Source organism: Psychroserpens sp. XS_ASV72 (assembly GCF_041224425.1).
Classification (GTDB): Bacteria; Bacteroidota; Bacteroidia; order Flavobacteriales; family Flavobacteriaceae; genus Psychroserpens.
In genome coordinates this window covers 59,081-73,347 of record NZ_JBGFGL010000085.1, presented here as the reverse complement: position 1 = coordinate 73,347, position 14,267 = coordinate 59,081, and the positions used below count along the sequence as shown (strand labels likewise).

Genomic DNA, 14,267 nt, shown 5'->3' with positions numbered 1-14,267 from the left:
AGTGTTTACGAATGAAACCCATAATTTCAAGTCTGTAAAATTTAATATTATTTTAATTTTCAATCGCATTCATTTAACTACTTTGCGCCACTTTTTTTAAACCATTACAACGATGAAAAAAATCTTGGGAAGAGTTGATATTATTGACTTCCCTAAACTAAATCTCAAACAAGTTCCTGTAAAGATTGATACAGGAGCTTATACCTCAGCCATACATTGCTCGAATATTGAAGAAGTGGACAATAAGCTCATTTGCACCTTTGAAAGTTTTGGCCATTCCAACTTTAAAAGTGAACCTATAGTGTTCGAGGAGTTTTCTTTAACAGATGTAAAAAGCAGCAATGGTTTTAGGGAAAACCGTTACAAAATCAAATCTGAAGTCATATTCTTTGGTAAAACATATAAGATTAACTTAACTTTAAGCACTAGAGATGATATGAAATTTCCCGTACTGATTGGAAGGCAATTTCTCAGTAAGAAGTTTTTGGTAGATGTCAATCTGGAAAACGTATCATTTAAAAACACAATGCATGAACATAGTTATTCTATCTAGAAACGCCAGTTTATATTCTACCCAACGTTTGATCCAAGAAGGTGAAGACAGAGGTCATCACATGGAAGTTATTGATCCTCTAAAATGTGATATCATTATTGAAAAGGAAAAACCAACGATCTACTATAAAGATCGCTATCTAGACTATGTTGATGCAATTATCCCTAGAATAGGTGCTTCAATTACTTTTTTTGGTTGCGCTGTTGTGAGACAATTTGAGATGATGGGCGTTTTTACCATTGTCACATCTGATGCCATTCAAAGATCTAGAGATAAGCTTAGAAGCTTGCAACGCTTAACGAAAGCAGGAATAGGAATGCCAAAAACGGTATTCACAAACTATTCCCGAGATGTTGTAGAGGTTATTGAACACGTTGGAGGAACACCTGTTATTATCAAACTTTTGGAAGGCACCCAAGGTCTTGGTGTGGTCTTGGCTGAAACAAAAAATGCTGCTGAATCCGTACTTGAAGCTTTCAATGGTTTACAAGCAAGGGTTATCGTTCAAGAGTTCATAAAGGAAGCCAAAGGTGCCGATATCAGAGCGTTGGTTGTTGATGGGCAAGTAGTAGGCGCCATGAAACGTCAAAGTAAAGAAGGTGAATTTCGCTCTAATCTCCATCGTGGTGGAAAAGCCGAAATCATAAAATTAAATGCCGCTGAATTAGGTCTTGCCATGAAAGCTTCAAAAGTTTTAAAACTTCCTGTTTGTGGTGTTGATATGCTCCAATCAAGTAGAGGGCCTTTACTCTTGGAAGTAAACTCCACTCCTGGACTTGAAGGTATTGAAGGATCTACAGGAAAAAATATCGCTAGGGCCATTATTACATTTATTGAACGCAATAGAAAGTAAATGAGTGAAAAGGACGTTTTAGAAATCTTAGGAAAAAAAGTAGCTCTTGGCGAAAGTGCGAATGTCAGTTTTAATGTAGCAAAACTACATACGCAAAACAGAATTGATGTTCCTGTCATTATTGAGCGCTCTAAAAAACCTGGACCTACGGTTTTGATTACCGCTGGAATTCATGGTGATGAAGTTAATGGCGTTGAGATTGTAAGACAAATTATTTCCAAAGGAATAAACAAACCCAAAAAAGGGACCATCATTTGTGTTCCAGTAATTAATGTTTTCGGATTTATACACATGGATCGTGAATTTCCTGACGGTCGAGACCTCAACCGTGTATTTCCTGGTATTCAGGGTGGTTCTTTAGCTAGTCGAGTTGCTTTTAAATTAGTCACTGAAATTTTACCACATGCTAATTTGGTTATGGATTTCCATACTGGTGGTGCTGACCGATTCAATGCAGCTCAAATCAGAATCATGAAAGGCGAAAAAAACCTTGATGAACTCGCTAAAATTTTTGGTGCTCCTTTTGTACTATATTCAAAAAACATCAATAAATCCTTTAGAAAAACTTGCTATAATCTAGGTATTCCTGCACTTCTTTTCGAAGGCGGAAAGTCCTTCCATATAAACTCAACAATAACCAATACTGGTGTCAATGGTGCAAAACGCGTGCTTCACCACTTAGGTATGCTAAGAAGTAAGTTTAAAGTTTCTAAGCCTAAGAAAAATTGTGTTTATGTTCTGAATAGTAAGTGGATTAGAGCCCGATACTCTGGAATGTTTAAATCTACTGTGTCAATAAACAGCGTGGTAAAGAAAGGAGACGTTTTAGGTCATATTACGGATCCTTATGGGAGTTTCAATCATGCTGTTAAAGCACCTAACAATGGTTATATATTCAATATAAACGAATCTCCAATCATATATCAAGGTGATGCTATTTTTCATATTTCAACACGATTAAAATATGACGAAGTCTGAATTAAGAAAGGCCTATAAACTACTTCGTAAGAATTTAACCCAATCGCAAATTGAGGATTTTAGTTTGCAAATTGCCAATCAGTTACTGCGATTGCCTATTTGGGACTTCGAATTTTATCATGTGTTTTTATCCATTAAAGAACTAAATGAGGTCAATACAGATTATATACTGAATATTTTATCTGGTAAGGATAAACATATCGTGCTATCGAAAAGCGATTTTTCAACATTGGAAATGACCCATTACCTTCTAACCGATAGCACCAAAATAAAACCTAACAAATGGCACATTCCCGAACCAGTATCAGGAATTACAATTGACACCAACCGGATTGATGTCGTTTTCATTCCATTGTTAGCCTTTGATGACTCAGGACATCGTGTTGGCTATGGTAAAGGATTTTATGATAAATTTTTAGCAGGCTGTAGACCAAATACCATTAAAATTGGTTTGTCATTTTTTAAGGGAACCGATAAAATCATTGATGTCTTTGAAGAAGATATTTCTATGGATTACTGTGTGACTCCAGAGAAGATATATCGGTTTTAATAGTTTCTTTTTGTTCGTTTTCTGCTTTTCGGAAAGCACGTTTATTAAAGAAGAACAATATGCCTATTCCTGTACTGATAGCCACATCTGCAACATTAAAAACAGGTTCAAAAAAAGTAAAATATTGTCCGCCATAAAACGGAATCCAATCTGGCAATACACCACTCCACATTGGGAAATGCAACATATCAACAACATGACCATGAAAAAGAGCATCATAGCCTCCTTCATCAGGTAAAAATGAAGCCACCTGTCCTGAACTTGAATCGAAAAGAACTCCATAAAATACGGAGTCAATAATATTTCCTAAAGCACCTGCTAAAATTAAAGCCAAGGCAAAAACCAAGGTTTTTGAACTTTTGGATTTTATAGAAAGGTTAAGCCAATATCCTATTCCGATAACGGCTAGAATCCTAAAAACCGTTAAACACACCTTTGCTGTACGATCTGAAATAAAAGTTACAAAGTCGCTGATTTTTGTTCCCCAAGCCATGCCCTCATTTTCAACAAAAAGAATTTGAAACCATGTGAACACCTCAACACGTTCGGTTAAAACAAAATGCGTTTTGATGTACAGTTTTGAAACTTGATCAACAAGTAGGATCAATACTATTAAAAGCGACGCTTTTTTTAATGACATAGATGTAAAAATAAGGCTTTGATTAGGAAGTAAAAAAGAAAACGCCTTATTCCACATAAGACGTTTACTCCTTGATTTCAATTATCGTTTAAGACTGCATGTTTTTAGCCTCAATACTTAACGTTGCATGTGGCACCAACTTCAATCGTTCTTTATTAATAAGTTTACCTGTGACACGGCAAATACCGTAGGTTTTGTTCTCTATTCTAATGATGGCATTTTTAAGATCGCGAATAAACTTTTCTTGTCGAATAGCCAATTGTGAATTTGCTTCCTTGCTCATGGTTTCACTGCCTTCCTCAAAAGCCTTGAACGTTGGCGATGTATCATCGGTACCATTATTATGATCGTTCATGTAAGCACTTTTGATCAATTCCAAATCGTGCTCAGCTTTTTCAATCTTCTCTAATAACAAAGCTTTAAACTCTGCTAATTCCTTGTCTGAATATCTTACTTTACTATCTGTTGACATAATTTAAATTTTTTGGATAAATAGTTTGGTATTTACGTCATCAAAAGCAATATCTATACCACTATTTAAGTTGTCTAAAATTTCTAATTCCTCTGTAAGAGTCTCACGTTTAATGTACTCTAAATTTGTTTCTATAGCGTTAATAATATGTTTGTCTTTCTGAAATTGTACTGCTATGCGATCTGTTAGCTCAAAACCGGAATCCTTACGTAGATTTTGTATACGGTTCACCAATTCTCGAGCAATACCTTCTTTCTGTAAATCCTCAGTTATAGTAACATCTAAAGCGACGGTTAAACTTCCAGAGCTTGCCACTAACCAGCCTTCTATATCTTTTGAAGTAATCTCAACGTCAGATTGTTCTAAAGTAATGTTTTTTCCATTAATTTCAACGTCTAAACTACCATTTTGCTCGATATTTTTAATGTCTTCTGCGGAAAAGTTATTAACGGCCTGAGCAACGGCTTTCATGTCCTTACCAAAACGTGGTCCTAAAACCTTAAAATTGGGTTTTATTTGTTTGACCAAAATATCAGAAGCATCTTCCAACACCTCGACTGTCTTAACATTTACCTCAGACCTAATCAAATCGGCTACAGCTAAGATTTCTTCTTTTTGCTGCTTTGAATCAATCGGGACCATAATCTTTTGAAGTGGTTGCCTTACCTTAATTTTTTCTTTAGCTCTCAAGGATAACACCAAAGAAGATATGGTTTGAGCACTTTCCATCTTACGTTCCAAAGCTTTATCTACAAAGGAAGCATCATATTTTGGAAATTCAGACAGATGCACACTTTCAAAGACCTCTTTATTCGTCACCGCATTTAAGTCCATGTACAATTGATCCATATAAAAAGGTGCTATTGGTGCGCCTAATTTAGCAATGGTAATCATACAGGTGTACAACGTTTGGTAAGCTGAAATCTTATCTGTTTGGTAATCGCCTTTCCAGAAACGTCTCCTGCTCAAACGTACAAACCAGTTACTTAAATAATCTTGGGTAAAGTCTGATATCGCTCTTGCCGCTTTTGTTGGTTCGTAATCATCATAGAAAGCATCCACTTTTTGGATCAAAGTGTGAAGTTCAGACAAAATCCAACGATCAATTTCTGGTCGTTCAGCTAGAGGGATATCTGCTTCTTCATAAGAGAATTTATCCAAATTAGCATATAATGTAAAAAAGGAATACGTATTGTATAAGGTGCCAAAGAACTTACGTTTCACCTCTTCAATCCCTTCTGAATCAAATTTTAAATTGTCCCACGGATTAGCATTCATGATCATGTACCAACGCGTGGCATCAGCACCATAATTAGATAAGGTTTCGAATGGGTCAACAGCATTTCCTAAACGCTTTGACATTTTTTGTCCGTTCTTATCCAAAACCAACCCATTTGACACTACATTCTTGTAGGCAACCGAATCAAAAACCATAGTTGCTATGGCATGAAGTGTATAAAACCAACCACGTGTTTGATCAACTCCTTCTGCAATAAAATCGGCTGGAAACGATTTATGTTCGTCAATAAAATCTTTATTTTCAAACGGATAATGCCATTGCGCATAAGGCATTGAACCTGAATCGAACCATACATCAATCAAATCACTTTCGCGCTTCATTGGTTGTCCGCTTTCAGAAACCAAAATAATGTCATCCACAATATTTTTGTGTAGATCTATTTTTGCGTAATTGTCTTCGGAATAATTTCCAACTTCAAAGTTTTCAAAAATATCGGCAGCCATAAAACCAGCTTGTACCGCTTTTTGCATTTCCATTTTCAGTTCCTCAACCGAACCAATACAGAGCTGCTCCTTACCATCTTCCGTTCGCCAAATCGGCAACGGAATTCCCCAATATCTAGAGCGAGACAAGTTCCAATCGTTCGCATTCGCCAACCAATTTCCAAAACGTCCCGTACCAGTAGATTCTGGTTTCCAGTTAATGGTGTTATTGAGAGCCACCATACGTTCCTTCACCTCTGTTACCTTAATAAACCATGAGTCTAACGGATAGTATAAAATTGGCTTATCGGTTCGCCAACAATTAGGATAACTGTGTTTGTATTTTTCGACTTTAAAAGCCTTATTTTCCTCTTTAAGTTTGATGGCAAGCTCAACATCTACCGAACGTTCTGGAGCCTCATCTTCATTATAATATTCGTTCTTGACATATTTTCCTGCAAACTCACCAAGTTCAGGTCTAAAACGCCCTTGCAAATCGACTAAAGGCACCAAGTTACCATTGTCATCTTTCACCAACATAGGTGGCACTTCTGGTTGTGCTTGTTTGGCAACCAATGCATCATCTGCTCCAAAGGTTGGTGCTGTATGAACAATTCCAGTACCATCTTCAGTTGTAACAAAATCACCTGAAATCACTCTAAAAGCATGTTCAGGATTATCGTGAGGCAAAGCATAAGGTAATAATTGCTCATAGGTTATTCCGACTAAATCAGAACCCTTGAATTCCTTTACAACATAATATGGAATCTTTTTGTCTCCAGATGTATATGCTAATAATTCTGATTTTTCTTCAACACGTTCAAACTTTCCAGAAAACTGGTAATTCACCAAGGGCTTTGCTAAAATCACATTTATTGGCTCAAACGTATATTGGTTATAAGTTTCCACCAATACATAATCAATCTTTGGTCCAACAGTTAATGCTGTATTACTTGGCAAGGTCCAAGGCGTCGTTGTCCAAGCCAAAAAGTGAATATCGCCTTCGTCTTGTAAAAACTGTGGTAAGGATTCAGGTTTTGCCTTAAATTGGGCAACAACCGTTGTATCTGTGACATCTTGGTAGGTACCTGGTTGGTTCAATTCATGAGAACTCAATCCTGTTCCTGCTTTAGGCGAATATGGTTGAATGGTATAACCTTTATACAATAAATCTTTATCATAGATTTGTTTCAACAACCACCAAACACTTTCCATGTATTTTGGATCGTAGGTAATGTATGGATCATCCATGTTGACCCAATAACCCATTTTTTGAGTAAGATCATTCCAAACATCGGTATAACGCATCACGGCTTTACGACAAGCAGCATTGTATTCTTCAACTGAAATACTTTTTCCAATATCTTCCTTCGTAATACCTAGTTCCTTTTCAACACCAAGCTCAATTGGGAGTCCATGTGTGTCCCAACCTGCTTTACGTTTCACCTGAAACCCTTTCATGGTTTTGTAACGTGGAAAAATATCTTTTATGGCACGTGCCAACACATGGTGCACACCAGGCAAACCGTTTGCTGATGGTGGTCCTTCAAAAAAAACGAAAGGTGTATTTCCTTCTCGCGATGTGATACTTTTTTCAAAGATGTCATTATCTTCCCAATAGCTCAGGATGTCTTCTGCAACTTTAGGTAAATCAAGTCCTTTATATTCAGGAAATTTCATCTGATAATCTTTATTTTTTTGTCCGACAGTTAAAACCTCATTAAGAACCACAAGTCTCAAAAAACCAAAGTTTTAACGTCCAAATCTACATTATTCTAATTGCGTCGCGAAATTAAGGAATTTTAAGAAGATTATTAATGTGTTACTTAAAAAAGATGCCGTCTAGCTGACGATTCAAAAGGTTTGATTTGAAAATCAATCTTTTTAAGTTATGTGAACATGATAGCACTAATGGCAACCAATGCTACAAGGCATATTATACGCTTTGTGTTTTTCAAGAACTGAATATTAATTCGTCAACTAAAACATAAACACTAAAAGCAACTAGAAAAAAGATGATGAATAAAATTAATAAAGCTGCTATTTTCTTTGGTGTATTTATAGGTGACATGAGTCAATTGTTTAATAAATAGACACTTAAATCAAGAAAAAGTCACAACTCCATATTGCTGAGTTATTATTGACGATGCGTAAATAACAAAAAGCAAGTACTTAATCGCACTTGCTTTCTATAGGGTTTGTAATAATCTAGGGATTATCGGTTAGTAGTCTATTACAAATATAATAGGTTCTAAACGCCTAGAAAATAACATATGATAATTAACCTGAATACTTCACAAACAGAGCCTATCAATTTAGACTATGTAACTAACCAAATCTTCGATTTTAGAAATCATTTGAATTTTAATAGCTGTGTTCTTTAATGCAATCTTGTTGAACTTAGACACAAAAATAGTTGAAAAACCTAATTTTTCAGCTTCAAGGATGCGTTGTTCAACACGTTGCACTGGACGTATTTCACCTGATAGGCCAACTTCTGCAGCGAAGCAATAGTCACTTGGTATGGACTCATCTTCATTAGAAGATAGAATCGCGGCAACAACAGCCAAATCAATCGCAGGATCGTCAACAGAAATACCTCCAGTAATATTCAAAAATACATCTTTGGCACCCAATCGAAAACCAGCTCGTTTTTCAAGTACAGCCAATAACATATTCATTCGTTTGGCATTGAAACCTGTTGCGCTTCGTTGTGGTGTTCCATAAACTGCGGTACTCACTAAGGCTTGAACTTCTATCAACAAAGGTCGCATGCCTTCCAAAGTTGCAGCCACAGCATGACCCGACAACTCCTCTTCCTTTTGCGAAATCAATACTTCAGAAGGGTTATCAACCTCTCTTAAACCAGATCCTTGCATTTCATAAATCCCTAATTCGTTGGTAGAACCAAATCGATTTTTGTTGGCTCTTAGAATTCTAAACACATGGTTGCGATCACCTTCAAACTGCAATACTGTATCGACCATATGCTCCAAAATTTTTGGTCCAGCAATATGTCCATCCTTAGTGATGTGACCGATTAAAATAACTGGAGTTGCTGTTTCCTTAGCAAACTTTATAAGTTCAGTTGTACATTCTTTGATTTGGGAAATACTTCCTGCTGAAGATTCAATATAATCACTATGCAAGGTTTGAATGGAATCAATCACCACGATGTCTGGTTGAAGATCTTCAATTTGCTTAAAAATATTTTGGGTCTTGGTTTCCGTCAGCACATAGCAATTGTTACTATTGGGATTAATACGTTCGGCACGCATTTTAATTTGTTTCTGACTTTCCTCTCCAGAAACATATAAGGTCTTGAATGGTAATTTTAAAGAAATTTGAAGCAACAATGTACTTTTACCAATTCCTGGTTCGCCACCTAAAAGCGTTAACGATCCTTGAACCAAACCACCTCCAAGCACACGATTGAACTCTTGATCTAAAGTATCAAATCGCGCTTCTTTTGAGGTATCAATATCATTGATTCGAAGAGGTTTAGAAGTAGAACTGGTTTTACTTGAGGGTGATTTCCAGTCACTTTTTTCAGGCTTTTGAATGAGCTCTTCGGTTATGGTATTCCATTCTTTACAAGACGTACACTGACCTTGCCATTTAGAAAATTGGGCACCACAATTTTGACAAAAAAAGGTTGTTTTTAATTTAGCCATGAAGACATTTTAGTCTGCTAAATTAATACATTTTTAGCTGATGTCTTTAAACCAATGTATAAATGCCAATAGTTTTATGGCACTTAATTTCAATGCAGGCTTACCATTTAAAATGGTCTTTATTTTAATGAATAACCACTCAAAAAAATAATCGGTAGAATAAATGCTGAATTTAGTTTTCTTCATCTTCATCGTCTTTTTCATTATCATCAACAGCCAAGGCTTGTAGGTTTTCAAGCTTAGATTGAATATAGGCTTTATCAATAGTGGTTGTTTCCTTTAATGTTAAGGCAGATTCATAAAACTTAGTCGCCTTTTTATTTTTTCCTGATTTCTCAGCATGTAACGCTAAATAATAGGTTCCCAATGATGAATTTGGATCTTGTTTATTGGCTAATTTCCCAATATTCTTGAGTGACTCCAGGTCTTCCCTATCTTCAGCTATGGCCACAATTTTAGCAAACTCTTCCTCAGTAATAGGCTTGCTTATGCCGAAGTATTCCTCAATACGTTCATATCGATCCACGATATATTCATCTAGCGTACCTTCAAAAGGAATAACTTTTTCATTGATCTCTTTGTCATCCAAAGGCTTGAAAATCTCAAAAATCTTGTCTAATGCTTTGGACAGAGCTCCAGTTACCAAAGTGTAATGAGAATCTCCTTTCAATTCATCATAATAAAAGGTAAACTTTTGGGTATCCAATGTTTTGAAAGTACTGTTTATTTGTCTGATTTGGTCTCTTAATTGAGGTACATCTTTATCGCTGGTTGCTAAATAGTAAAACACATCATTTTGAAGGTGGCTAAGACGCGTGGTTAAATTATTAGCCATCGTTCCTTTAAAGTCAGGACTAATATTGATGTATGCCTTAAAGATTGGTTCGTCTGAAAACAAATAGGAATTCATGAAGTTAGCCATAGTATTATGACCTACAGCAACACGAAAAGGACTGGTATTGTACTTGCTATCAATATATGGAAGCAACTCATTTTGTACAAAATCGTAAAAACGTTTCCCGGATTCAAAAGGCATTCCTGTTAGTTCGTCAAAATACCCATCATAAAAACGTTCCTTTCCTTGAACTATTCCCACGATAATAGATTCTGGCATTTCCTTAAAATAGGTTTGAAAATGGACTTGCCCAGAAACTGGTTCAAACAAATAATCACCATCAAAAACCAAAATTACAGGATACTTCACAGTAGATTCTGCATCGTAATTTTTTGGCAATTTAATTTTGATATCCCTTGTGGTATTGAGATATCTTGAAGGTAGTTCCTTATTGATTATTTGTGAGGTAAGCGTAGAGCAATACAATGCTACGCATAAAAAAAGTAGGTGTTTTTTCATCGTTAAAGGGATTTGGTGAAGTAAATATAACAATACTCACGACAAAACACTTATTTATTCGATGAAATGCATAAAATTTTAAGCTTACTCTTGAAGCTCATAAATTTTATCGAGCAACATATCCTTATTGATAAAATCTGACTCTTCAAGCAAAAGCCCTGACTTATAACTATTTAAGGCTTTCCTAATATTTCCTTCTTCTTCGTAATACATTCCTTGGTAGTACGCACCAATCATTGAGTCTGGATATTCCTTACGAGCCAGTTTGGAAAGTTCCTTTAAGGACTCGAGATCGTTTTTCTTCTTTGAAGCAGCAGCTATCGCTCTTAAATCATTCTCAACCACTTTCTTTTTGAAACCATAGAATAATTCGATGTCTTCATACTTCCGCATTAAATAAGCGAAAGGACCTTCTTCATATACTAAAACCTGTTCCTGATATTCTTTTTTGGTTATCGGTTTATAAAACGAAAAGATTTGGTTTAAAGCTTTAGGTATTCCTAATCCGACCAATGAATAGTGATTAGCATCCTCAAAATTATCCATCTTGTAATGGAAGAATTGATTCTCTACAGTTTTGAGCGCGTTATCAAGAGATAAGATCTCTGTTTTCAATTGGGTTACATCGTCTTTTGCTGTGGCCAAATAATAAAATGTATTCGTGTTTATAGTTGGCACTCGTTCAGAAATATAATTTATGATTCCTGGAGCAAATTCTGGACTTAAAAGTACGTAAGCTCTAAACAAAGGAACATCCTTGAAAATATAGTAATTCAAAAAATTGGCACTTCTGTCATGACCTACACCAATTCTAAAGTCTGATACCATATAATTATCTTGGATGTATGGAATCAATTCCATGCCAACAAACTCAAAGAAATTAGCACCATCAGCAATAGGGAAATTAGTATCTTCAGCATAAGCGAAATCATCCTCTCTCGTGTCATTTTGATTGATTCCTACAACCAAACAATTTGGTATATCTTCCCAATACGATTGGTAATCTGTGTTTCCAACAACAGGTTCAAAGAGGTAATCACCATCAAAGACAATTACCAAAGGATACAATACATCGTCTTCTGGATCGTAATTTCTGGGCAACTGAATTTTTATTTCTCTTGTGGCTTCCAATTTAGAAGACTCAAAAGTTTCATAAATCACTTGAGACCAAGCAATATATTGAAACAATAGACATACAATAACCGAAGTGATGCGTATTTTCATAGTTGTTAGGTTAAAAAATGCAAGGTAAAAAATTATTTCTTTCGATTGTAAATAGGAAGATAAATAAGGGATAAGCCTCCAAGCACAATGATCATAAGGGTTTGAGAAGACCACATGATCCATCCAAATGCAATACTAGGTTCTTTGGCAATGCCAAAAATCGAAAAAGCCGCATACACTGCCACAGGATATGACCCGATACCTCCATTGGTTGCTGCAATACTAAAACTAGCAGAAATAAATCCAATTAAAATAGCCGCTAAGGGTAAGTTTGCTGTTTCAGGTATTGAAAATGTGGTTACATAAAACATAAGGACATACATGGCCCAAATAAACAGAGTGTGAAAAATAAAAGCCCACTTGTATTTCATTTTGAAAATACTCATCACTCCTTCAATCAGACCACTTACAAAAGATTTGATCTTTATAGCAAGTTTTGAATTGCTACGCTTGATAAAAACAAGAAATAAGATTGAGAACAATACTAGTGCTAAAATTCCAAAAACAATACTTTTAGGTTCAAACCGTTCCGCAAAAAATTGGTAGATATAATCAAACTCCAAAAATAAGGTGACACCTATAATCCCTAACATTACTAGCATATCTGCAATGCGTTCGGCAACTATAGTTCCAAATCCTTTTTCGAAGGGAACACCTTCGTAATTGGTTATTATTGTCGCTCGGGAAATCTCACCTGCTCTAGGAATGGTATAATTAACTAAATAAGCTGCAAAAACAGCCATAATACTATTTGGAAAGCGCAGTTTATAGCCCATAGGTTCAATCATGAATTTCCATCTGTAAGCTCTGGAAAGATGGCTCAATAATCCGAAAAGAAGACCAAAGCCAATGTAAAAATAGTTGGCATTCTTGAAGTAACCTACTAATTCGTCTATGGATATTTTTGACAGACTATACCAAACCAAAACCACTCCTAATAATAAAGGAAGGCTTATTTTTAGGAATTTGGCTGTTTTTTTATCCAATAGGTTATTTTAATAGGTTTGTAGCTTCATCGGGAAATACTAAAGAGGGCTTGAACGTTTTAGCCTCTTCGATATCCATAAAAGCGTATGTAATCAAAATGAGTGTGTCGCCAACAGCAACTTTACGAGCTGCAGCGCCATTTAAGGTAATTTCTCCACTGTTTCTAGGACCAGGAATACAATAGGTTTCCAAACGTTCACCGTTATCATTGTTAACAATCTGGACTTTTTCCCCTTGAATGATATTGGCCGCCTCCATCAAATCTTCATCAATAGTGATACTTCCAATATAATTTAAGTCTGCTCCTGTAACTTTTACTCTGTGAATTTTAGATTTTACTACTTGAATTTGCATAGGGCAAAGATAATTAATTCAGTGCGATATTGTCTATAAGTCTAATATCATCTGCATATACAGCTATGAAAGCTCTATATATTTTTTTGTTGTGTTTTCGTTTTACGGTTTTTAGGGTTTGAGCATCTGCGATGATAAAATATTCTAATTCTAGCAATTCTTGATCAGCAAATTGGCTTTCAACCCATTCCGTCACTTTATTAGCACTTTTTGTGCCAAACTTTTCCTTGGCAGCTTTTAAGGTTTTGTATATAAAAGGTGCTGCTGTTCTATATTCTGGTTTCAATCTCACATTTCGAGAACTCATAGCCAAACCATCTTTGGCACGATGGATTTTACAACCAATGATCTCAACTGGTATGTTTTGTTTTTCGACGAGCTTCTTAACAATCATTAATTGCTGGTAATCCTTTTCGCCAAAATAAGCACGATCTGGTGAAATGATTTCAAACAATCGCTTTAGAATCGTTCCAACTCCATCAAAATGACCTTCCCTAAAACGACCTTCCATTTCATGTTCCAATCCGTCAAATTTAAATGTCATTGAAACTACATCTTTCCCATAGACATCTTCAACTGTAGGTGCATAAACAAGAATCCTATCTTTGGAAATCGTCTTCAAAAGCGCAACATCGCTATCTAAAGTTCGAGGATATTTTACCAGGTCTTCTTGATTATCGAATTGAGTCGGATTAACGAAAATACTAACCACAACTATAGCATCATTTGCAAGGCCTTGTTCAATCAATGATGCGTGACCTTGATGCAAAGCTCCCATTGTTGGTACAAATCCAATTGATTTTTGATTTTTCTTGAGAGCCTGAATACTTTTTTTGAGCTCCGTTTTGTTATGGAATATTTTCACTTGGTAACAAAAGTTTAACAGCGTGCAAACTTAATATTTTA

At 35.7% G+C, this 14,267-nt stretch carries 14 protein-coding genes; 4 read left to right on the top strand and 10 right to left on the bottom strand.

The features are described from left to right. Positions 1 to 112 precede the first annotated feature (112 nt). From AB9K26_RS13875 to AB9K26_RS13860, 4 genes are read left to right on the top strand one after another with little or no spacing between them, the layout of a single operon-like run. Positions 113 to 553, top strand: a complete 441-nt coding sequence (locus AB9K26_RS13875; protein ID WP_369973166.1) for an ATP-dependent zinc protease — start codon at positions 113 to 115, stop codon at positions 551 to 553. Continuing rightward, positions 531 to 1,406, top strand: a complete 876-nt coding sequence (gene rimK, locus AB9K26_RS13870) for a 30S ribosomal protein S6--L-glutamate ligase (RefSeq protein ID WP_369973165.1) — start codon at positions 531 to 533, stop codon at positions 1,404 to 1,406. Before AB9K26_RS13875 ends, rimK begins: the two co-directional genes overlap by 23 nt. After that, positions 1,407 to 2,384 (top strand): succinylglutamate desuccinylase/aspartoacylase family protein, encoded by a 978-nt coding sequence (locus AB9K26_RS13865; protein WP_369973164.1) that lies wholly within the window; start codon positions 1,407 to 1,409, stop codon positions 2,382 to 2,384. Beyond that, a complete protein-coding gene (locus AB9K26_RS13860; RefSeq protein ID WP_369973163.1) occupies positions 2,371 to 2,934 on the top strand; it encodes a 5-formyltetrahydrofolate cyclo-ligase in 564 nt (187 codons plus the stop codon). Before AB9K26_RS13865 ends, AB9K26_RS13860 begins: the two co-directional genes overlap by 14 nt. Here the strand turns inward: AB9K26_RS13860 and AB9K26_RS13855 are convergent. From AB9K26_RS13855 to panC, 10 genes are all read right to left on the bottom strand, one after another. Then, on the bottom strand, positions 2,891 to 3,574 hold the full coding sequence (locus AB9K26_RS13855; RefSeq protein ID WP_369973162.1) for a lipoprotein signal peptidase: 684 nt from the start codon (positions 3,572 to 3,574) through the stop codon (positions 2,891 to 2,893). The genes AB9K26_RS13860 and AB9K26_RS13855 overlap by 44 nt on opposite strands. Positions 3,575 to 3,662: 88 nt before the next feature. Continuing rightward, on the bottom strand, positions 3,663 to 4,046 hold the full coding sequence (locus AB9K26_RS13850) for a TraR/DksA family transcriptional regulator (protein WP_369973161.1): 384 nt from the start codon (positions 4,044 to 4,046) through the stop codon (positions 3,663 to 3,665). A gap of 3 nt (positions 4,047 to 4,049) precedes the next feature. Beyond that, complete coding sequence (gene ileS, locus AB9K26_RS13845; RefSeq protein ID WP_369973160.1) at positions 4,050 to 7,448, bottom strand: isoleucine--tRNA ligase; 3,399 nt, start codon at positions 7,446 to 7,448, stop codon at positions 4,050 to 4,052. 635 nt (positions 7,449 to 8,083) lie between these two features. Then, positions 8,084 to 9,442, bottom strand: a complete 1,359-nt coding sequence (gene radA / locus AB9K26_RS13840; RefSeq protein ID WP_369973159.1) for a DNA repair protein RadA — start codon at positions 9,440 to 9,442, stop codon at positions 8,084 to 8,086. A 33-nt stretch (positions 9,443 to 9,475) separates the two neighbouring features. Beyond that, positions 9,476 to 9,628 carry a hypothetical protein gene (locus AB9K26_RS13835; RefSeq protein ID WP_369973158.1) on the bottom strand — a complete coding sequence of 51 codons (153 nt, stop codon included), beginning with the start codon at positions 9,626 to 9,628 and terminating at the stop codon, positions 9,476 to 9,478. Further along, on the bottom strand, positions 9,615 to 10,796 hold the full coding sequence (locus AB9K26_RS13830; protein ID WP_369973157.1) for an alpha/beta hydrolase: 1,182 nt from the start codon (positions 10,794 to 10,796) through the stop codon (positions 9,615 to 9,617). The genes AB9K26_RS13835 and AB9K26_RS13830 overlap by 14 nt, the downstream gene beginning before the upstream one ends. Before the next feature lie 84 nt (positions 10,797 to 10,880). Next, complete coding sequence (locus AB9K26_RS13825; protein WP_369973156.1) at positions 10,881 to 12,020, bottom strand: alpha/beta hydrolase; 1,140 nt, start codon at positions 12,018 to 12,020, stop codon at positions 10,881 to 10,883. Positions 12,021 to 12,052: 32 nt separating this feature from the next. Further along, positions 12,053 to 13,006 carry a YbhN family protein gene (locus AB9K26_RS13820; RefSeq protein ID WP_369973155.1) on the bottom strand — a complete coding sequence of 318 codons (954 nt, stop codon included), beginning with the start codon at positions 13,004 to 13,006 and terminating at the stop codon, positions 12,053 to 12,055. A gap of 4 nt (positions 13,007 to 13,010) precedes the next feature. After that, the gene (gene panD, locus AB9K26_RS13815) at positions 13,011 to 13,361 is read right to left on the bottom strand and encodes an aspartate 1-decarboxylase (protein ID WP_369973154.1); all 351 of its coding nucleotides are present in this window, start codon (positions 13,359 to 13,361) and stop codon (positions 13,011 to 13,013) included. Between the two features lie 13 nt (positions 13,362 to 13,374). Continuing rightward, positions 13,375 to 14,226: a pantoate--beta-alanine ligase gene (gene panC, locus AB9K26_RS13810; protein ID WP_369973153.1), complete on the bottom strand. Its 852-nt coding sequence runs from the start codon at positions 14,224 to 14,226 to the stop codon at positions 13,375 to 13,377. Positions 14,227 to 14,267: the final 41 nt, after the last annotated feature.

Coding starts and splice junctions, on each gene's coding strand:
- AB9K26_RS13875 (WP_369973166.1), top strand. CDS start 113: ATGAAAAAAATCTTGGGAAGAGTTGATATTATTGACTTCCCTAAACTA.
- rimK (WP_369973165.1), top strand. CDS start 531: ATGAACATAGTTATTCTATCTAGAAACGCCAGTTTATATTCTACCCAA.
- AB9K26_RS13865 (WP_369973164.1), top strand. CDS start 1,407: ATGAGTGAAAAGGACGTTTTAGAAATCTTAGGAAAAAAAGTAGCTCTT.
- AB9K26_RS13860 (WP_369973163.1), top strand. CDS start 2,371: ATGACGAAGTCTGAATTAAGAAAGGCCTATAAACTACTTCGTAAGAAT.
- AB9K26_RS13855 (WP_369973162.1), bottom strand. CDS start 3,574: ATGTCATTAAAAAAAGCGTCGCTTTTAATAGTATTGATCCTACTTGTT.
- AB9K26_RS13850 (WP_369973161.1), bottom strand. CDS start 4,046: ATGTCAACAGATAGTAAAGTAAGATATTCAGACAAGGAATTAGCAGAG.
- ileS (WP_369973160.1), bottom strand. CDS start 7,448: ATGAAATTTCCTGAATATAAAGGACTTGATTTACCTAAAGTTGCAGAA.
- radA (WP_369973159.1), bottom strand. CDS start 9,442: ATGGCTAAATTAAAAACAACCTTTTTTTGTCAAAATTGTGGTGCCCAA.
- AB9K26_RS13835 (WP_369973158.1), bottom strand. CDS start 9,628: ATGAAGAAAACTAAATTCAGCATTTATTCTACCGATTATTTTTTTGAG.
- AB9K26_RS13830 (WP_369973157.1), bottom strand. CDS start 10,796: ATGAAAAAACACCTACTTTTTTTATGCGTAGCATTGTATTGCTCTACG.
- AB9K26_RS13825 (WP_369973156.1), bottom strand. CDS start 12,020: ATGAAAATACGCATCACTTCGGTTATTGTATGTCTATTGTTTCAATAT.
- panD (WP_369973154.1), bottom strand. CDS start 13,361: ATGCAAATTCAAGTAGTAAAATCTAAAATTCACAGAGTAAAAGTTACA.